25 protein-coding genes and 1 pseudogene are annotated in these 18,500 nt (G+C 39.7%); 21 read left to right on the forward strand and 5 right to left on the reverse strand.

The window, feature by feature from the left end; translation table 11 throughout:
• The first annotated feature begins 11 nt into the window (after nucleotides 1–11).
• The 8 genes from HMPREF2574_RS09545 (at nucleotide 12) to HMPREF2574_RS09575 (ending at nucleotide 7,137) form a co-directional block, all read left to right on the forward strand.
• Complete coding sequence (locus tag HMPREF2574_RS09545; RefSeq protein WP_070812511.1) at nucleotides 12–779, forward strand: ABC transporter ATP-binding protein; 768 nt, start codon at nucleotides 12–14, stop codon at nucleotides 777–779.
• On the forward strand, nucleotides 772–2,760 hold the full coding sequence (locus HMPREF2574_RS09550; protein WP_070812512.1) for an ABC transporter permease: 1,989 nt from the start codon (nucleotides 772–774) through the stop codon (nucleotides 2,758–2,760). Before HMPREF2574_RS09545 ends, HMPREF2574_RS09550 begins: the two co-directional genes overlap by 8 nt.
• A gap of 146 nt (nucleotides 2,761–2,906) precedes the next feature.
• Entirely contained in the window at nucleotides 2,907–4,295 is a 1,389-nt protein-coding gene (locus HMPREF2574_RS09555) for an APC family permease (protein ID WP_024052013.1), read from the forward strand.
• Between the two features lie 269 nt (nucleotides 4,296–4,564).
• The gene (locus tag HMPREF2574_RS10990) at nucleotides 4,565–5,110 is read left to right on the forward strand and encodes a S41 family peptidase (RefSeq protein WP_024052012.1); all 546 of its coding nucleotides are present in this window, start codon (nucleotides 4,565–4,567) and stop codon (nucleotides 5,108–5,110) included.
• Nucleotides 5,103–5,513, forward strand: coding sequence for a S41 family peptidase (locus tag HMPREF2574_RS10995; RefSeq protein ID WP_024052011.1), 411 nt, complete (start codon nucleotides 5,103–5,105; stop codon nucleotides 5,511–5,513). Before HMPREF2574_RS10990 ends, HMPREF2574_RS10995 begins: the two co-directional genes overlap by 8 nt.
• A 59-nt stretch (nucleotides 5,514–5,572) precedes the next feature.
• Nucleotides 5,573–6,001, forward strand: a complete 429-nt coding sequence (locus tag HMPREF2574_RS09565; RefSeq protein WP_024052010.1) for a GNAT family N-acetyltransferase — start codon at nucleotides 5,573–5,575, stop codon at nucleotides 5,999–6,001.
• 12 nt (nucleotides 6,002–6,013) lie between these two features.
• Entirely contained in the window at nucleotides 6,014–6,475 is a 462-nt protein-coding gene (locus tag HMPREF2574_RS09570; RefSeq protein ID WP_070812513.1) for a GNAT family N-acetyltransferase, read from the forward strand.
• Entirely contained in the window at nucleotides 6,472–7,137 is a 666-nt protein-coding gene (locus HMPREF2574_RS09575; protein WP_070812514.1) for an RpiB/LacA/LacB family sugar-phosphate isomerase, read from the forward strand. The genes HMPREF2574_RS09570 and HMPREF2574_RS09575 overlap by 4 nt, the downstream gene beginning before the upstream one ends.
• 349 nt (nucleotides 7,138–7,486) lie before the next feature.
• Here the strand turns inward: HMPREF2574_RS09575 and HMPREF2574_RS09580 are convergent, their stop codons facing one another.
• Complete coding sequence (locus HMPREF2574_RS09580; RefSeq protein WP_003032129.1) at nucleotides 7,487–7,690, reverse strand: cold-shock protein; 204 nt, start codon at nucleotides 7,688–7,690, stop codon at nucleotides 7,487–7,489.
• A gap of 191 nt (nucleotides 7,691–7,881) precedes the next feature.
• On the opposite strand from HMPREF2574_RS09580, the gene HMPREF2574_RS09585 reads away from it, so the two are divergent.
• The 10 genes and pseudogenes from HMPREF2574_RS09585 (at nucleotide 7,882) to HMPREF2574_RS09625 (ending at nucleotide 15,097) form a co-directional block, all read left to right on the forward strand.
• On the forward strand, nucleotides 7,882–8,118 hold the full coding sequence (locus HMPREF2574_RS09585) for a DUF2829 domain-containing protein (RefSeq protein WP_024052007.1): 237 nt from the start codon (nucleotides 7,882–7,884) through the stop codon (nucleotides 8,116–8,118).
• Nucleotides 8,111–8,809, forward strand: coding sequence for a 3-oxoacyl-ACP reductase (locus tag HMPREF2574_RS09590; protein ID WP_024052006.1), 699 nt, complete (start codon nucleotides 8,111–8,113; stop codon nucleotides 8,807–8,809). The genes HMPREF2574_RS09585 and HMPREF2574_RS09590 overlap by 8 nt, the downstream gene beginning before the upstream one ends.
• 13 nt (nucleotides 8,810–8,822) lie before the next feature.
• Nucleotides 8,823–9,545 (forward strand): annotated as a pseudogene (locus HMPREF2574_RS11000) (GNAT family N-acetyltransferase); the annotation flags it as partial.
• 39 nt (nucleotides 9,546–9,584) lie between these two features.
• On the forward strand, nucleotides 9,585–10,025 hold the full coding sequence (locus tag HMPREF2574_RS11005; protein WP_042754033.1) for an ASCH domain-containing protein: 441 nt from the start codon (nucleotides 9,585–9,587) through the stop codon (nucleotides 10,023–10,025).
• A gap of 93 nt (nucleotides 10,026–10,118) precedes the next feature.
• Entirely contained in the window at nucleotides 10,119–11,498 is a 1,380-nt protein-coding gene (glmU, locus tag HMPREF2574_RS09600) for a bifunctional UDP-N-acetylglucosamine diphosphorylase/glucosamine-1-phosphate N-acetyltransferase GlmU (RefSeq protein WP_024052004.1), read from the forward strand.
• A gap of 8 nt (nucleotides 11,499–11,506) precedes the next feature.
• Complete coding sequence (locus HMPREF2574_RS09605; protein WP_024052003.1) at nucleotides 11,507–12,058, forward strand: NUDIX hydrolase; 552 nt, start codon at nucleotides 11,507–11,509, stop codon at nucleotides 12,056–12,058.
• 10 nt (nucleotides 12,059–12,068) lie between these two features.
• On the forward strand, nucleotides 12,069–12,377 hold the full coding sequence (gene macP / locus HMPREF2574_RS09610) for a cell wall synthase accessory phosphoprotein MacP (RefSeq protein ID WP_024052002.1): 309 nt from the start codon (nucleotides 12,069–12,071) through the stop codon (nucleotides 12,375–12,377).
• A gap of 51 nt (nucleotides 12,378–12,428) precedes the next feature.
• A complete protein-coding gene (locus HMPREF2574_RS09615; protein ID WP_070812515.1) occupies nucleotides 12,429–13,121 on the forward strand; it encodes a 5'-methylthioadenosine/adenosylhomocysteine nucleosidase in 693 nt (230 codons plus the stop codon).
• A 14-nt stretch (nucleotides 13,122–13,135) separates the two neighbouring features.
• Nucleotides 13,136–13,444, forward strand: coding sequence for a DUF898 family protein (locus HMPREF2574_RS09620; RefSeq protein WP_024052000.1), 309 nt, complete (start codon nucleotides 13,136–13,138; stop codon nucleotides 13,442–13,444).
• Nucleotides 13,445–13,555: 111 nt separating this feature from the next.
• The gene (locus tag HMPREF2574_RS09625) at nucleotides 13,556–15,097 is read left to right on the forward strand and encodes an ABC-F family ATP-binding cassette domain-containing protein (RefSeq protein ID WP_070812516.1); all 1,542 of its coding nucleotides are present in this window, start codon (nucleotides 13,556–13,558) and stop codon (nucleotides 15,095–15,097) included.
• 272 nt (nucleotides 15,098–15,369) lie between these two features.
• Here the strand turns inward: HMPREF2574_RS09625 and HMPREF2574_RS09630 are convergent, their stop codons facing one another.
• From HMPREF2574_RS09630 to HMPREF2574_RS09640, 4 genes are all read right to left on the reverse strand, one after another.
• Nucleotides 15,370–16,173, reverse strand: coding sequence for a peptidylprolyl isomerase (locus tag HMPREF2574_RS09630; RefSeq protein WP_024051998.1), 804 nt, complete (start codon nucleotides 16,171–16,173; stop codon nucleotides 15,370–15,372).
• 390 nt (nucleotides 16,174–16,563) lie between these two features.
• The gene (locus HMPREF2574_RS10315) at nucleotides 16,564–16,836 is read right to left on the reverse strand and encodes a tyrosine-type recombinase/integrase (protein WP_081333900.1); all 273 of its coding nucleotides are present in this window, start codon (nucleotides 16,834–16,836) and stop codon (nucleotides 16,564–16,566) included.
• A complete protein-coding gene (locus HMPREF2574_RS09635) occupies nucleotides 16,737–17,309 on the reverse strand; it encodes a type II toxin-antitoxin system PemK/MazF family toxin (RefSeq protein WP_024051996.1) in 573 nt (190 codons plus the stop codon). Before HMPREF2574_RS09635 ends, HMPREF2574_RS10315 begins: the two co-directional genes overlap by 100 nt.
• Before the next feature lie 22 nt (nucleotides 17,310–17,331).
• Nucleotides 17,332–17,535: a hypothetical protein gene (locus tag HMPREF2574_RS09640; protein ID WP_024051995.1), complete on the reverse strand. Its 204-nt coding sequence runs from the start codon at nucleotides 17,533–17,535 to the stop codon at nucleotides 17,332–17,334.
• A gap of 25 nt (nucleotides 17,536–17,560) precedes the next feature.
• Between HMPREF2574_RS09640 and HMPREF2574_RS09645 the strand changes: the two genes are divergently transcribed.
• Genes HMPREF2574_RS09645 through HMPREF2574_RS09655 form a run of 3 tightly spaced genes read left to right on the forward strand, consistent with a single transcriptional unit; the run spans nucleotide 17,561 to nucleotide 18,475 of the window.
• On the forward strand, nucleotides 17,561–18,007 hold the full coding sequence (locus tag HMPREF2574_RS09645; protein ID WP_024051994.1) for a hypothetical protein: 447 nt from the start codon (nucleotides 17,561–17,563) through the stop codon (nucleotides 18,005–18,007).
• Nucleotides 18,008–18,029: 22 nt separating this feature from the next.
• On the forward strand, nucleotides 18,030–18,248 hold the full coding sequence (locus HMPREF2574_RS09650) for a hypothetical protein (RefSeq protein ID WP_049507591.1): 219 nt from the start codon (nucleotides 18,030–18,032) through the stop codon (nucleotides 18,246–18,248).
• Nucleotides 18,245–18,475, forward strand: coding sequence for a hypothetical protein (locus HMPREF2574_RS09655; RefSeq protein ID WP_070241577.1), 231 nt, complete (start codon nucleotides 18,245–18,247; stop codon nucleotides 18,473–18,475). Before HMPREF2574_RS09650 ends, HMPREF2574_RS09655 begins: the two co-directional genes overlap by 4 nt.
• Nucleotides 18,476–18,500 lie beyond the last annotated feature (25 nt).

The raw sequence follows: 18,500 nt of genomic DNA on the forward strand, positions 1-18,500 counted from the left end.
AGGAGAAAATGATGACACTATTAGACGTACAACACGTGAAGAAAATTTACAAAACTCGCTTTCAAGGCAATCAAGTAGAAGCATTGAAAGACATTCATTTTACAGTAGATGAAGGTGATTATGTCGCTATCATGGGCGAGTCGGGTTCTGGGAAATCCACTCTGCTCAATATTCTTGCCATGCTAGACAAGCCAACCGAAGGACGCGTCTTTCTTAATGGCACGGATACAGCGACGATTAAAAACAGTCAAGCTTCGAGCTTCCGTCGGGAAAAATTAGGTTTCGTTTTTCAAGATTTCAACCTGTTAGACACGCTCTCGGTCAAGGACAATATCCTCTTGCCGCTCGTCTTGTCGCGCCGTCCGATTACAGAAATGATGCAAAAGTTGGTTACTACTTGTAATGAACTGGGGATTAACCAATTGCAGGAAAAATTCCCCTATGAAATTTCCGGTGGTCAAAAGCAGCGGGTGGCAGTAGCGCGTGCTATTATCACCAATCCAGAAATTCTGCTGGCAGACGAGCCAACAGGGGCGCTCGATTCTAAGTCTTCTGCGGCGCTTTTAGATGTATTTGATGACATCAATGACCGCGGACAGACGATTCTTATGGTAACGCACTCGACTTCTGCGGCAAGCCGTGCTAAGCGCGTACTGTTCATCAAGGACGGAATTTTGTACAATCAAATCTTCCGAGGAGATAAGACCGAGCGCCAGATGTTCCAAGAGATTTCTGATACCTTAAGGGTTATGGCAAGCGAGGTGAATCAAGGTGCTTAGATTAGCGGGAAAATTAGCGGTTTCTAACCTAGTGAAAAATCGTAGATTATACTATCCATTTACGTTGGCAACTTGTTTAGTCGTCGCTATTTCATATATTTTTAATTCTTTAACGTTTAATCCTCATTTACAAAAAATGCAGGGGGCAAGTTCTATTTCATTTGTCTTGGTTCTTGGAGTGATTATTGTGACGATTGCTGCAGCGATTATCGTTTTTTATGCTAATAGTTTCGTCATGAAAAACCGTTCGAAAGAGCTAGGTCTTTATGGAATGCTAGGGCTTAATAAACGTCATCTCTTTACCATGGTGTTCATTGAGTTATTGATTTTAGGAGCGACGACTGTCACGATTGGTCTTGGATTTGGTATTGTATTTGATAAACTGATTTATGCTTTTTTACTGAAATTAATGGGGTTAAAAGTTGTCCTAGTATCCACGTTTCAATGGTTAGTTCTTATTTCAGTTGTTGTCATCTATGGCGTTATTTTTGCGGGCTTGGTGCTTGTCAACGGTTTGAGGATTCTACGATTTAATGCTTTGCAATTGGCCAAGGAAAAGAATAGTGGTGAAAGAAAAGGACGATTTCTTCTGATTCAAACGATTATTGGATCGATTTCTTTAGGCTATGCTTATTACCTAGCTCTGAGTGTCAAAAATCCATTGACAGCAATTGGTATATTTTTTATAGCTGTTCTCTTTGTTATTTTAGGGACTTATCTGCTGTTCAATGCAGGAGTTACGGTATTTTTACGGTTGCTTCAGAAAAATAAACGGTATTATTATCAACCTAATAATATGATTTCTGTGTCCAATTTGATTTTTCGGATGAAGAAAAATGCAGTGGGATTGGCAACGATTGCGATTCTTTCAACGATGGTTTTGGTCACCTTGGCTGGAGGTGTCAATATTTATGCAGGTGCTGGTTATCTTAAAAGCGTGATGTATCCCCAAGATTATACGATAAAGGGGAAGGGAGTGTCAGCTGCTCAATTGGATCAGGCATTGACAGAATTTGCAAAAGAGAATCATTTAACAGTCACTAAGAAAAATGCTTATCAATATTATTCGATGGGAATTAAAAATCAAAAGGGCAATCAGCTTGATATTTATCCAAAAGGTGAAACACGAGTTTCTCCACAGGCTTATATTCTGCTGTTTTCAGCTGATGATTATCGGAAAATGACGGGCAAAATATTGAATTTAAAAGATAATGAGACAGCAATCTTTGCAAAAGGAATGTCTATTAAACAAGATCAACCTCTTAAACTGATTGGACAAGAATTGACAGTGAAAGAACTTTTAACAGAGGACTTTGTTCTTGGAAATGTCGTAGATCAGTATAATATCATTGTGCCGCAGTCACTTTTTATGGTGGTCAATGACCCACAAAAATTGGTGGATTCACAAAAGCAACATTACACGATTAATACAGAATTATATGGCGGTTTGAATATCAGGGCTTCTAATAAGAAAAAGGGCGATTTGGATACAGCTTACCAGAAGAAGCTGAAACAGTTCAATACGACGCTCCCCGATAATGCCGGTGTGTATGGTTATACAAGAATCCAAGGTGTGCAGGAAATTATGAGTATGTTAGGTGGCGTTTTATTTATTGGTATTTTCCTTTCAATTGTCTTTATGCTGGGAACGGTTTTGGTAATCTACTACAAACAGATTTCAGAAGGGTATGAAGACCGCGATCGCTTTGTAATTTTACAAAAGGTAGGATTAGATGAAAAGCAGACCAAGCGCGCCATTCGCAAACAAATTTTGACTGTGTTCTTCTTACCGCTTGCTTTCGCTTTTGTGCATCTGGCATTTGCTTATCATATGCTGAGTCTCATGTTGAAAGTGCTGGGTGTCGTAAATGCTACATTGATGTTGGAAGTTACGCTTGGCGTTTGTGCTGTTTTCTTTATCGTCTATGTACTTGTCTTTTTCATCACATCACGCAGTTATCGTAGAATTGTGTCGATGTGAGTTAGCGATAGGTACGGATAATAGTGAAAAGGAGTAGGGCTATTCTTGCTCCTTTTTCAATTTATTTAACAAAAAAGAGGGACGTTTGATTCCTTTTTGATTGCTTTTATGGTAGAATAATTCAATCTAATAAATTGGAGTTTAGGATGAATATTTTTCGTAAAAAAGATGTCAGTAGAGATCGGACTGGCATGCGTCGTCATTTACGGTTGCTTGATTTGATTTTGTTAGGAATTGGCGCTATGGTGGGAACGGGTATTTTCACTATTACTGGAACGGCGGCTGCAACTCTAGCTGGTCCAGCTTTGGTGATTTCGATTATTATTTCTGCTCTTTGCGTGAGTATTTCTGCTTTCTTTTATGCAGAATTTGCGTCAAGAATTCCTGCAAATGGAGGTGCTTATAGCTATCTCTATGCTGTTTTTGGAGAATTTCCAGCTTGGATAGCAGGTTGGCTGACCATTATGGAATTTATGACGGCGGTATCTAGTGTTGCCTCTGGTTGGGCTTCCTATTTGAAAGGCTTGCTGAATGGATTTGGTTTGAGTATGCCAAGAGCGCTTAATGGAACCTTTAATCCGCAAGTGGGAACCTATGTAGACTTACTGCCGATTCTTGTTTTGGTATTTGTAACAGGTGTGGTTTTATTAAATTCTAAAGCAGCTCTGCGATTTAATTCTGCTTTGGTTGTCTTGAAGTTTTCGGCGCTTGCCCTTTTTATCTTTGTAGGGATTTTCTTTATTAAACCTGAAAATTGGTCTCATTTTGCCCCATTTGGCTTTGGAAAATTATATGGTGGTAATGTTGGAATTATGGCTGGTGCTTCTCTGATGTTCTTTGCTTTTCTAGGTTTCGAGTCTATTTCTATGGCAGTGGACGAGATTAAGGAGCCACAAAAGAATGTTCCACGAGGGATTGTGCTGTCTTTGTCTATTGTAACGGTGCTTTATATATTGGTGACACTAGTTTTGACAGGGATTGTTCACTATAGCAAGCTAGATGTAGCAGATGCTGTCGCTTTTGCGCTTCGCAGTGCTGGGCTTGGCTGGGCGGCTAATTATGTGTCAGTGGTAGCGATTTTAACTTTGATTACCGTTTGCATTTCCATGACTTATGCTCTGTCGCGTATGATTTACAGCATTGCGCGTGACGGTTTGTTGCCAAAGTCTTTCAGAAAATTAACTGCCACTAGTCGGGTACCGAAAAATGCTACGATTTTGGTAGGGATAGCTGCGGCAGTATGTGCTGGTATTTTCCCGTTAGCCAGTATCGCATCTTTTCTAAATATCTGCACCTTGGCTTATCTGATTTTGTTAGCAGTGGCTATTTTGAAGTTGCGCAAGGATAAAGGACTTCCTCAAGCAGGGGAGTTTAAAACTCCTCTGGTACCTCTGACGCCAATCTTATCCATTATTATTTGCCTGTCTTTCATGACCCAATATGGCTCTGATACTTGGCTAGCATTCGGCCTTGCCTTACTAGTCGGAACAATTATTTATTTTATCTATGGCTACCAACATTCGGAAATCAATTGATGAGTTTATCTTACAAAAATGTAAGAAATAATTGTAAATTGTAAGATGAGGTTAGGGAAAAGCCCCAGCTTCATGCATTTTATAGTTTGGGTTGTAAGACGCAGTGGTTGGTTGGATATCCTTATCTCTTGTTATACCGGTGATAACGGCTATCCTAACCAACTGTGCGGAGGTGGGACGACGAAATCAAATTCTTCGAATTATTGATTTCTGTCCCACTCTCATTTTTCCATATAATAGTGATAATAAAGTAAGTGATGGAGGAAAAAATGAAAAAGGGATGTATTGGTTGTCTAGGTGTGCTAGGAGTATTGCTTTTAGCGGCATTGGGAGCAGTGTTATATTTCGGTCCTAATGATGATATCTATCTTTTACCACCTAGTCCTGAGCAATACGCAAAATCTGCTCTAAATAAGATGAATTCTGCTCTTTATATTGATGAAAATTGGTCACAAGAAAAGGAAAAAACATTAAAAGAAGTCAAATCTGCCAAAACTTATGCAGATACCTATCCAATTCTAAAGAAAATGACAAAACTATCGGGAGGAAAACATTCTTATTTTTATACACCGAAGGAATTTAAAACTTCACAAAAGGAAGAAAGTCAGCTTCCTGTTGTAAAAAATGAGAATGGCATTCTTTACTTGAAATTACCTCCTTTTATGGGAAACGAGAAAGAAGCTAAGGCTTATCAAACGATCCTAAATCGGGCACTAACTAAGGAAACTTACAAGGGAGTAATTGTGGATTTGGAGAATAATAGCGGTGGCAATATGTATCCTATGATTGGTGGATTAGCTGCTTATTTTGCCTAATGATACTCTCTTTCAATTTGAATATGCAAATGGTCAAAAAATAGGTACTACTTTATCACAAATATTGGCAAGCAAGCAGACAGAAGAAAATTCAAATAGCAGTTCCAAAACAATTCCTATAGCAATTCTAGTTAATGGTAATACAGCTAGCTCTGGTGAAATGACGACATTAGCTTTCAAAGGCTTACCAAACGTTAAAATTTTTGGCAAGCCAACAGCTGGCTATACAACAGGAAATATGGTTTATTCTCTTTATGACGGGGCAACAATTCAGCTGACGGTTTCTCGGATTATTGACCGAAAGGGTAATCGTTATGAAAATACTCCAATCGAGCCAGATATTGCTGCAACCACACCATTGAATGATGCTAGAACTTGGTTACTAGAGCAAATATCGAAATAATCTCTAAATAGCGATTACCGCTGTTTTTTGTCATAATAGAAAGAAAAAGAGGTGCGAATATGATACGACCAGCAGAACTTTCAGACGCAGCGGCTATTCAGGAAATCAATGCAACTGCTCTCGGCTATGATTTTGGCTTGATAGAAACTCGTCAGAAACTATCAGAGCTGTTGGATAGGTCAGATCATTTTATCTTGGTGGCAGAAAATGCAGCAGGTCAACTTGTCGGTTATGCCCACGCTTGTCGTTATGACTGCCTTTACTTTTCATCTTTGCTCAATCTGTTGGCTTTGGCTGTTGCTCCAGATTTTCAAGGACAGGGACATGGCAGATCGCTTATGCGAGTCGTGCGTGAAGAGGGTTCAGCTGCAGGCTATGCAGGTATTCGCATAAACTCTGGCATTTCTCGAACTGAAGCCCATGAATTTTATCGAAAACTGGGCTGTGAGGAAAAAGCTGATCAGAAACGTTTTTATTGGGAATTTTAAGAAAGGAAATCTATGAAAATTGAACCATTAAGTCAAAGCAATGCAGAAGAAATTGCGAATCATTGGCATTACGAAGGCATCTATGCTTTTTATGATATGCAAGCAGATTCTGAGGATTATGAAGAAATTTTATCTCCTGAAGCGCGTGGTGATCACTATTATCAGGTTCTCAAAAATGATGAATTATATGGCTTTTTTTGCCTTTTTCCAGTTGACAAGGCCAAGCAGGAGCTAGGTTTAGGCATGAAGCCAGAGTATTGTGGCAAAGGTCAAGGCAAAGAGTTTTTACAAACGATTTTACGGTTTATCGAGGAAAACATTTCAGTGCAAATCCTGACTCTCTCAGTTGCAGATTTTAATCAAAGAGCTCAAAGGATTTATCTCAATTGTGGTTTCAACGTAATCGGACGGCAGCCTCAGGAAAGCAATGGCGATAGTTACCTTTTTGTCAAAATGGAAAAGGAGTTGAAATGAGAGTTGCGGTTATCCAAGGAACCACTCGAAGAAATATGAATTTGCTGCTATTTGAATCTGTAAAAAAAGCAGTCCAATCGTCTGACGAAGTGCTGAATTTTGGTATTTTTGAGGAGGAGAACGAGCAGTATTCTTATGTTGAAATAGCGATCTTGATCAGTTTCTTAATGGAAAGCGGAGCAGTCGATTTTGTCGTAACAGGATGTTCCTCAGGTCAAGGTATGATGCTTGCCTGTAATAGTTTACCGGATCTTTTGTGTGGTTATATAGAAAATCCTCAAGACGCGTTCCTCTTTGGACGCATCAATGGAGGAAATGTTGCTTCCCTGCCACTCGACTTAAATTTTGGTTGGCAAGGCGAATTGAACCTGCAATATACATTAGATAAACTATTTGATGGTGAGTTTGGTATGGGTTATCCTGAACATGAAGCGGAAAGAAAAAGGTTGGAAGCAAGTGCCCTAAAGAATTTGAACCGTTTAACGAAACGCAGTTGGGAAGAATTATTAGACCAAATTCCAAAAGATAATCTCAACAAGCTGTTGCAAAGAAAGATAGTGATGAATGCCATTATAAATAAGGAAAGTAATAAAGAGTTCATCCGATTGCTGAAAGCGAAAGCAGATAAAATGGACGCAGATAGAAAGTGGAATAAAGTTTGACAATCAAATAGGGAAAGTATGAGATTGACTTCTGTTGCAGTTATCGTTATTTGAGAAAAAAGGGAGTGGGATAGAACTAAAAATAGAAAATTTTTAGTTCGTAGTCCCACCCCTGCAAGGGTGCTTAAACAGTTATCAAGCTATTTAAGGTTGCAGATGAAGAAAACGAAGTTTTCGTCAAAGGTGCTCTTCCGAGCTTGAAAAGCGAATGAAGAGTCCAATCACGGTGGCTTGCTGTGCAAGGCTGATTTCCCGCCTTCAACAATTCACTGAATGTTGAAGCTACGTTATTCGTTTATTAATAAATATGATAGAAGCTGGGACACTTTTTGCCCAGCCTTTTCTTGTCTTATGCTAATTTTGTAATATTGACTGCTTGAAGACCACGTTGACCTTCTTCAATGTCAAAAGTTACTTTTTCGCCTTCATTCAGTGATTTGAATCCGTCGGATTGAATCGCTGAAAAGTGAGCAAATACGTCTGGCCCGTTTTCTTGTGAAATAAAGCCGAAGCCTTTTTCAGCATTGAACCATTTTACTGTACCTTGTGCCATACATCTTACTTCCTTTCTCTAAAATGTTGCGTAAAAAATAGAAAAAGTAAAGATGAAAAACAAAAATACTCACTCAAAATTCATTTACTCTTGCTAGTCTAACAGAAGTAACAGCAAAAGGCAAGGAAAAACCAGCGATTGGCAATATATTTTGCTATACTAGTAATATGAAAAGCAGAAAGAGGTATATCATGACATTTGAAGAAATTTTACCGGGTTTGAAAGCCAAAAAGAAATATGTCCGCACAGGCTGGGGCGGTGCCGAGAATTATGTCCAGCTTTTTGACAGTATTGAGCAGAACGGAGTGGCGCTTGAAGTGACGCCTTATTTTCTCATCAATGTATCAGGCGAGGGAGAAGGCTTTTCCATGTGGAGTCCGACGCCTTGTGACGTATTAGCAGATGACTGGGTGGAAGTCCATGACTAGGACGGTTTTGGTGACAGGTGTTAGCTCAGGGATTGGTCTGGCTCAGGCGCAGCTTTTTTTGGAAAATGGCTGGCGCGTATACGGTGTAGACCGGTCTGAAAAGCCAAGTTTGACAGGGGATTTTTATTTCCTTCAACAAGATTTGACGTTAGGACTTCAACCAGTTTTTGCTTGGTGTTCGCAAGTAGATGTCTTCTGTAATACAGCTGGAGTGCTGGATGACTACAAGCCCTTACTGGAGCAGACTGCTCAGGAGATCCAAGAAATTTTCGAGATTAACTATGTAACACCAGTAGAGCTAACTCGTTATTATCTGACGCAGATGCTGAAGAAACAATCAGGCATCATCATCAATATGTGCTCAATTGCATCTAGCTTAGCTGGCGGTGGTGGTCATGCTTACACTTCTTCCAAGCATGCTCTGGCAGGATTTACCAAACAGTTGGCACTGGATTATGCGGAGCAGGGAGTGCAGGTTTTTGGGATTGCACCGGGCGCAGTTAAAACAAGTATGACAGCAACGGACTTTGAGCCGGGAGGCTTAGCCCAATGGGTAGCAGACGAAACTCCCATCAAGCGTTGGATAGAACCAGAAGAAGTTGCCGAGTTGACCCTCTTTCTCGCCTCGGGAAAAGCTCAGTCCATGCAGGGCGAGATTGTCAAGATTGACGGTGGCTGGAGTTTGAAGTGAAGAGGCAAGTAGAATGAAAGCAGTGAGCATTGAGCCAAGACTGCAGGAATGTTTCCAACATTGGCAAAAGAACATGGTGAGATATAGTTTGAAGGCGAAGTTAGGGCAGTTTTATACAAATAAAGACGAGACTGCCGTTTTGTATGAACAAGGAGATTTTCTCTTTTTGGTTGGGCAGGCAGATATGGCATTACTGGCGGATTATAGGGACTTTTGTAAGCCAGACTACCGCATTCTCATATCTGAAGAGGCTTCTTGGCAAGGCTGCTTGTCCTCTTGTCCAGCCTTATCTCCTTTTACCCGTTATGCTTTTAAAGATGAGGCAGATTTTGATGACAAGGTTTTGAAAAACATCGTGGAGCAGTTATCGGAGCAGTTCTGTATGGAGGCAATTAATCAAAGAACCTATCAAGAACTAGCTCAGGAAGAATGGTCTCAGGATTTGCAGGGGAATTTTGCAACTTTTAAAGACTTTCAAGAAGGCGGAGCTTTTGGCTTTGTGATCCGGAAGGGTCAGGAAATCGTCGCTGGGGTCTCGACAGCACTTGTCTACCAAAAAGCCATTGAAATTGAGATTGCAACAAAACCGACTTATCAACAGCAAGGTTTAGCTACTGTTCTTGGGGCGAAGATGATTTTGGCATCCCTGCAATGCGGCGTTTTTCCGCTCTGGGACGCCCACAATGAAGCCTCAAAGAAAATAGCTGAAAAGCTAGGTTATCAATGCTTAGGAGCTTACCCAGCTTATGAGTTAAAATTACAGATAGGAGAAACCATTACCCCAGAACAATTATGGAATGAATACAAAATAATCAACCCCGCAATTGGTGATGACATTGATGCTTGGGCATTTGGTGTAGAGCCAGATCAGCTGGCGGATTTAGTTTTGAAAAGAGAGAAGAGTGCGACAGCTTCTGCCTACGATTTGTATCAGATAGATGGTGAGCCGATTCCTCAAGCAGGAACCTTTGATGTGATTTTAGACGGTCAAGGTCAAGCTGTCTGCATCATTAAAGTTACCAAGGTAACGGTTGTCCCTTTCAATCAAGTGTCTGCAGAGCACGCTTTTAAAGAAGGAGAGGGAGATAAATCTTTGGCTTACTGGCGGCAGGTGCATGAGGAACTCTTCACGGAATGGATGGCTGAAGCCGGCTTAGCTTTCTCAGAGGAGACGGGCGTGGTCTTGGAGGAGTTTTGCAAGGTTTATCCGATATAAAAGATGCGGATTAAAGCATTACAGAGAGAATCTTAACAAATGATATAAAAAATGCTATAATAAAATAAATTTATTTTGATAAAAGGAACTATTATGACAAACTATGCAATTATTTTAGCAGCTGGAAAAGGCACTCGCATGAAATCAGATTTACCAAAAGTGCTTCACAAAGTTGCTGGAATTTCGATGTTAGAACACGTATTTAGAAGTGTTGCTGCCATTGCACCAGAAAAGACTGTGACAGTGGTCGGACACAAGGCAGAGCTGGTGGAGCAGGTATTGGCGGGGCAGACAGAGTTTGTTCGTCAAACGGAACAATTAGGAACTGGTCATGCTGTGATGATGGCAGAGCCTGTGCTGGAAGGTTTGGCAGGGCAAACATTAGTCATTGCAGGAGACACTCCTTTAATCACAGGAGAAAGCCTGAAAAATTTGATTAACTTTCATGTCAACCACAAAAATGTTGCAACGATTTTGACAGCAGAAGCGGAAAATCCATTTGGTTATGGGCGGATTGTCCGTAATCAGCATGAAGAAGTGATCAAAATTGTGGAGCAAAAGGATGCTTCGGATTTTGAAAAGCAAATCAAGGAAATCAATACAGCAACGTATGTTTTTGATAACGCTCGTCTTTTTGAAGCCTTGAAAAATATCAATACCAATAATGCGCAAGGAGAATACTACATCACAGATGTAATCGGCATTTTCCGTGAGAATGGCGAAAAAGTCGGCGCTTATACTCTGAAAGATTTTGATGAAAGTCTTGGTGTCAATGACCGCGTGGCATTGGCAACGGCAGAAAGTATTATGCGTCGCCGAATCAATCAAGCTCATATGGTGAATGGGGTTAGCTTTGTAAATCCAGAAGCGACTTATATTGATGCAGATGTACAGATTGACCCAGAAGTACAAATTGAAGCTAATGTTAGCTTGAGAGGGCAAACGAAAATTGGCGCAGGCAGTATTCTGACAAATGGTACGTATATTGTTGACTCTGTTATCGGTGAACAAACGGTTATTACCAATTCGATGATTGAAGAGTCTACGGTTGCAGACGGTGTAACGGTGGGACCTTACGCTCATGTTCGCCCAGATTCAAGCCTTGCTAAAAATGTACATGTTGGTAATTTCGTTGAAGTGAAAGGTTCTTCTATCGGTAAAAATACCAAAGCTGGGCATCTGACTTACATTGGTAATTCTGAAGTGGGTGCGAATGTCAATTTTGGCGCTGGAACAATTACAGTTAATTATGACGGACAGCACAAGTTTAAGACCGTCATTGGGAACAATGTCTTTGTAGGTTCTAATTCGACCATTATTGCGCCGGTAGAACTTGGGGACAATTCTCTTGTAGGTGCAGGCTCAACCATTACTAAGGATGTACCAGCAGACGCTATTGCCATCGGACGTGGACGTCAGATTAACAAAGATGAATACGCAAAACGCTTGCCACATCATCCAGATAATAAGTAGGAACGGCTATGGATTTTGAAGAAAAAACGCTAAAACGAACAGAAATTTATCAAGGTCCTATTTTTAACCTTGTCAAGGATAAAGTTCAGCTACCAGCAGGAAAAGGGACTGCTTACCGTGATTTGATTTTCCATAATGGAGCGGTGGCAGTTATTGCGCTAACGCCAGAAGACAAAATGATTTTGGTCAGGCAGTACCGCAAAGCTATTGAAGCAACCTCTTATGAAATTCCAGCTGGAAAGTTAGAAGTTGGTGAAAATGCAGATCCAAAGGCTGCAGCTTTGCGCGAATTAGAAGAAGAAACGGGTTATACAGGTGAGTTAGAACTGCTCTATGATTTCTATTCGGCAATTGGCTTTTGCAATGAGCGAATCAGACTTTATAGCGCTAGCCATTTGACAAAAGTTGAAAATCCTCGTCCACAAGATGAGGACGAGACGTTAGAACTCTATGAAGTGACCTTGGAAGAAGCGAAAGCTCTCCTTGCTAGTGGTGGTATTTGTGATGCAAAAACTATTATTGCACTCCAATATTGGGAAATGGAAATGAATCGAAGATAGGGGGACGCTCATGGGAAGACCTTTATTAACAGATGAAATGATTGAACGGGCAAATCGTGGTGAAGATATTTCAGGTCCACCTTTGCATGATGAGGAAGAAACCAAAATTTTAAAAACGCCTAGAAGCCAGTTTGGTTATTCCTCTCAAAATAGTGTCTTCAATCAAGATACGCTGCAAATTGATGTGGAACCAACGGTAACCAAAAGCCGACGCATTGAAAATGCAAAACGTGGAGTATTTCAAGCAAAATTAAACAAAATTCTATTTTGGATTGTCCTGCTTTTGATTGCTTTGATTGCTGCTATTATTTGGCTATAAAAAGCGATAAGCTCGACTTTCGCTTTTTTTGTGATAGAATGAGAGGAAATAATGAAAATCGGAATTATTGCGGCCATGCCTGAGGAACTAAAAATTTTAGTGGAAAACTTGGAAAATGCCGAAAAACACTTACGTTTGGGGCATGTTTATCATACGGGAAATATCGGTCGTCATGAAGTTGTGCTGGTGGAAAGCGGGATCGGCAAGGTTATGTCTGCTATGAGCGTGGCTGTTTTGGTCAATGAGTTTAAAGTGACGGCTGTCATCAATACAGGTTCTGCTGGTGCGGTAGCTGAAGGTTTGCAAATCGGCGATATTGTAGTGGCTGACCGGCTAGTGTACCATGATGTAGATGTAACAGCTTTTGGCTATGAATACGGACAAATGGCACGCCAGCCACTTTATTTTGAAGCGAGCCGTTATTTGGTTTCTGAGATGAAAAAGACTTTAGAAAAGACACATCAGACAAGTCGCGTTGGCTTGATTGCAACAGGGGATAGCTTTATTGCCAGTCAGGACAAGATTGACCGTATCAAAGGACACTTTCCAGACGTTCTAGCGGTTGAGATGGAGGGCGCAGCCGTCGCTCAGGCTACGCATTCGATTGGGCTACCTTTTATGGTTATTCGGGCCATGAGTGATACAGCTTCTCATGACGCCAATATTAGCTTTGACGAATTTATTCATGAAGCTGGCAAGCGCTCAGCAGACACTCTGATTCAATTTCTGAAAGAATTGGTTTAGACAAGGAGAATATAGTGTATAAAGAATCTTATTTCGACGGTGGCCTCTTTTCTTACATTGGTCATGTCATCTTAGCCATTTTGATTACTGTCATGACGTTGGGTATCTGTGCTCCTTGGGGCATGTGTATCCTGTATAATTGGAAGATTAAGCACACAGTCATTGACGGACACCGTCTCTATTTTGATGGTACTGCGATGCAGCTTTTTGGAAATTGGGTGAAGTGGTGGCTCTTGACGATCATTACTTTTGGCATTTATGGTTTTTGGCTTAATATCAAGCTAACCCAGTGGATTACCAAACACACCCATCATTTGAATTAGATGAAAGCAAGCGAGAATGAAGCAGTCTCGCTTTTCATTTGTTCTACCTTGCCAAAAAATCCCTTTTGATGGTATAATCAAGAAACTGTAATCAATGATAGAGGAGAAAAGATGAGTATCTTAGAAGTAAAAAATCTCAGCCACGGTTTTGGAGACCGGGCTATTTTTGAGGATGTATCCTTTCGTCTGCTGAAGGGTGAGCATATCGGCTTAGTTGGAGCCAACGGTGAAGGAAAGTCCACCTTTATGAGCATTGTAACTGGTCAATTGTTGCCAGATGAAGGCAAGGTTGAGTGGTCTAAGTATGTGACAGCTGGTTACTTGGATCAGCATGCTGTGTTGAAAGAAGGTCAATCCGTGCGTGATGTGTTGCGGACTGCTTTTGATGAACTTTTCAAGACTGAAGCTCGGATCAATGATATATATCTGGCTATGGCAGAAGATGGAGCTGATGTTGATGTCCTTATGGAAGAAGTGGGTGAATTGCAGGAGCGATTGGAAAGTCGAGACTTTTATACTTTAGATGCTAAGATTGATGAGGTAGCTCGTGCTTTAGGGGTTATGGATTACGGTATGGAAACGGATGTCACCGCTCTTTCTGGAGGTCAACGAACCAAGGTGCTCTTAGCAAAACTTCTCCTTCAAAAACCAGACATCTTGCTCTTAGATGAGCCTACCAACTATTTGGACGCAGAGCATATTGATTGGCTCAAGCGCTATCTGCAAAATTATGAAAATGCTTTCGTGCTCATTTCCCATGATATTCCTTTCTTAAACGATGTAATCAATATCGTCTACCATGTAGAAAATCAAAACTTGACCCGCTATTCTGGTGATTATTATCAATTCTTAGAAGTCTACGAGATGAAAAAATCTCAGCTGGAAGCAGCTTATGAGCGTCAGCAGAAGGAAATTGCAGACCTCAAGGACTTTGTAGCTCGCAATAAAGCCCGTGTGGCGACCCGTAATATGGCCATGTCCCGCCAGAAAAAATTAGACAAAATGGAACTGATTGAACTGCAGGGCGAGAAGCCTAAGCCCTCCTTTGACTTCAAAATGGCTCGTACACCAGGGCGCTTTATCTTTCAAACTCAGGATTTGAAAATTGGTTACGATCGTCCATTAACTTCACCGCTTAATTTAACTTTTGAGCGTAATCAGAAAGTTGCCATTATAGGAGCTAACGGAATCGGAAAAACCACCCTGCTAAAGAGTTTGCTAGGTATCATTCCTCCAATAGCTGGTCAAGTAGAACGTGGAGACTATCTGGAATTGGGCTATTTTGAGCAAGAGACAGCTGGTGGTAATCGCCAGACTCCTCTGGAAGCTGTTTGGGATGCTTTCCCGTCACTCAATCAAGCGGAAGTTCGTGCTGCTCTGGCTCGCTGCGGTCTGACCTCAAAGCATATTGAAAGCCAGATCCAGGTTCTTTCAGGTGGGGAGCAGGCCAAGGTCCGCCTCTGTCTCCTGATGAACCGAGAAAATAATGTCTTAGTACTGGATGAGCCTACGAATCACCTCGATGTGGATGCCAAAGATGAACTCAAACGCGCTCTCCAAGCGTACAAAGCCAGTATTCTCATGGTCTGCCATGAGCCTGACTTCTACGAAGGATGGGTAGATCAGATTTGGGATTTTAATCAATTAATGTGAGAATAAAGAAAATGAGGAGTAAGTCTGTAAAAGCTGATAGCATCAGTGCATATAGAGCGCTCAACTACTGCGTATTGAGTTTTATTCTAGAAAGTAAACGAGAGTTTGGGACAAAAAGATTTCAATTTTGAAAAATCTTAATTATTAAGCCCTTCAAATCTATAATTAAATGCGAAAAGCGAACAAAGCAGAATTCTGATTACCAGAAAACTAGTTTTGTTCGCTTTTTATATTTGAGGTCGGACTTTTATCCCAGCTTCTTCGTTTTGTAATTATTTCTTAAGTGTATAGTCCTTAATGACTTCAATTTTCTCGATTTTGATTTCTTTTTTGGGTTTGTCGTTTTCGCCTGTCTCAGTCGTAGCGATTTTATCCACGACATCCATGCCAGAAATGACTTGCCCAAAGACAGTGTAATTTCCATCTAAACTTGGATTTCCACCTTTTTTATAGGCTTCAATAATTTTTTCAGGATAAATTGTGCTAGAGAGTTGACTCGAACTGTCCTTGGTGTTTTGGTTGATGAAAAATTGACTACCGTTGGAATTTGGATTGGAAGAACGAGCCATGGCTAATGCACCACGGATATTGTAGAGATAAGACGAAATCTCTGTTTTAAAGCCACTTCCAGAGTCGATCTTAGAGTTTTTGCCTTTCCAAATGGACTCACCACCAGTCCCGTCTCCTTTAGGATCTCCTGTTTGAATCATGAAATCCTTAATGACACGGTGGAAAGTTACACCGTTATAATAACCTTCTTTAGCGTGCGTTAAGAAATTTTCAACTGCAAGTGGAGCATATTTTGGAAAGAGCTTCAAGGAGATAATACCTTCAGTTGTGGTTATTTTCACTTCCGCTTCATCGTTAGCGACCTTGTCAGACAACTGTGGGAAATGAGCATTTTTATCGGTCAAAGCAGCTTTTTGCTCTTCTTTTTGTTTTTCAGCTGCTTTTGAGCTGGATTCGGAAGCAAGACTGGAGTCTACATAGTCATTTCCTCTGATAGCTCTTTGTAAATTGGTACAACCTGTCAAAAATAAACCAGCAGCCAGTCCTAAGATAAGTAATTTTTTCATAGATTTCCTTTCTGAATGTTGAACTATTCACATTTTACTATAAGTAAAAGCCTTTTTCAAATCTTTTGAGAGGTTGTCTCTGCTAACTGAAAGGTACTATCGGACTATCTTTTTGATGTAAAGATAGCTCAATCGTTTTGAGTATGAAAATATTTTCTTATGAAAAGTTTTGTAAATTCGCTTACGAGAAAAAAATTTTTTGTGCTAAAATAGCGTTTATCAACAAAGAAATGGAGTTTTTATGCCGAAGAATTTTAAGGAATTATTATTTTTTACAGCCCTTATGTGTAGCATGATGGTATATATAACTAAAACCCTTGTAATATCAAGGGTTTTACTATTGTCTGAAACATGATTAAAGGCAAGGAGGGGCAAAAAAGGGGCAAAAGATTATAACTTGTTTAGAGCGTCTATAGCTTTTTTTCTTGCGTTTTTTGTGACGTGATTATAAATAGCTAGAGTAGTTTTTGGATCAGAGTGTCCTACTCGTTCCATAATTACCTTAAGCGGCAGGTTTAACTCGGATAACAAAGAGATGTGAGAATGTCTGAATATGTGGCTAGTTAAATGCTTTTTGAAATGTAACTCTTCTTCTGTGGAAGCAAGTACAGAATTAAATGAACGAATGGAGAGCGGGTTCTTTTTATGAGAGGCAAGAAAGATAAAAGAATCGTCGTTGGTTCAATTCTAGATGGTAATGCTGAATTGATTTCATCGAGCAATGTTTGGTCTACTTTTTTACTATTTTCAACCGCAACTTGATGTGTCATATGAAATAATTCTCTTGAAAAATTGAAATCAAGTTTGAGTTTATCTTTTCCTGACTTTGAGGTAAGCGGTACAACAGTTATTGTCCTTTTCTTTTTGTGATCGTTTTTAGATAGGGTAATAGCGAAATGTGTTTTTGAAAATTCTTCCCCAAAATTCATTCCAAAGTGAACATAAACAATTGTACCGGGTAGATATTTTTTATAGCGTCGTCTATATTGTTTAATATCTCTTTCGAGTTGATTGACATAGTTTGAAAAACTTTGCCCCATTCCTAAAGATTTATGATATTGAGGGTTACGCTTGATTAACTCAAGTAATCTGCTAGATGACGCTGACAACAATTCCAAGTCTTCTTGTCTATCCAAAATTTCACCCCACTAAAACTTTTTATTTTGCTTTAAATGTTCTACCACAGTTTTTACAGTGCCAATTGTTTTTTCCGTTTTTTCCAACAAGGCCAAGCAATACCAATGGCCAAGCTATCAGAAAACCTATACATCCTACAAGACCATTGAAACCTTTTCTTTCTTGGTTCATAAACTCAATATCAGTTGACATACAATAAGGACAACGTTGTGCAAACAATCCCATAATATTTTCCTTTCACATCAGCTTTTTGTGTGGTTCAGTTATTGCACATTATTTTAATTTTTATAAATCTAAACCTTCTATAACCAGAGCTGAGCGGAGAAGACTGATAAAAGCAGGATATTTTAAAATAGAGCAGAAAAGGGATGCCCCTAAAAATAACTCAAAACCATCCTTTAATAGAGCAAAAGAAATTAGTAAATTTAGTGATTTTGCTTATAGAAAAGAAAACACTCCTAGAGGAGCTAAGTCATTTGCTACAATGTTCCAGAAAAATGGCAGCTTGACTCACGGTATATTAGCTCATAACGAAGAGTACGCAATAGCAAAATGGGCGAACCAAAAAGGGTATAAGAACCTAGATAAAAAATCCAAAAATGATATTGGAAAAATTATTGGTGAATACTCTAAAGGATATAATCCGAAACTATCAAGAGTAGTTAATTCTAATGAATGGGATTGGCACAAGTATTGATAAACGAAAAAGAGGTTAAAACATGGGAGGCAGAGGAGCAAAAATAAATTTGTCAGGCATACCTAAAAACAAACGTAAAGCTATAGCAAGTTATCAAAAGCAAATTAACAAGCATTATGATAAAATAAGGTTAGCTAAGAAAACAGGGCGGGACACTGAATACATTAACCATTGGGAAGCTGAGATAAGAGCTTTCAAAGGAAATATAAATAAAATAATAGATAGGAGAAATAGAAAATGATTGATTTGTATGATAAATTGAATGAACGCATCTACGAGAATTGCAAGATGTATTATGATAAATACTCAAAATTAGATAAAATGACAGAGGAACAATCTGGTATTATGGGTGGTCTTTATCAATCTCTAAACATTGTCGCAAATGAATATCTAATCAATAACGAAAATGACAATGAGAAATACAGAGAGTTACTCGATAATATTGAAAAGCTCCTAAAAATAGCGTAAAACATCCCCTTTTTTATAAAATACA

The organism is Streptococcus sp. HMSC034E12, from assembly GCF_001835915.1.
Lineage (GTDB): Bacteria > Bacillota > Bacilli > Lactobacillales > Streptococcaceae > Streptococcus > Streptococcus vaginalis.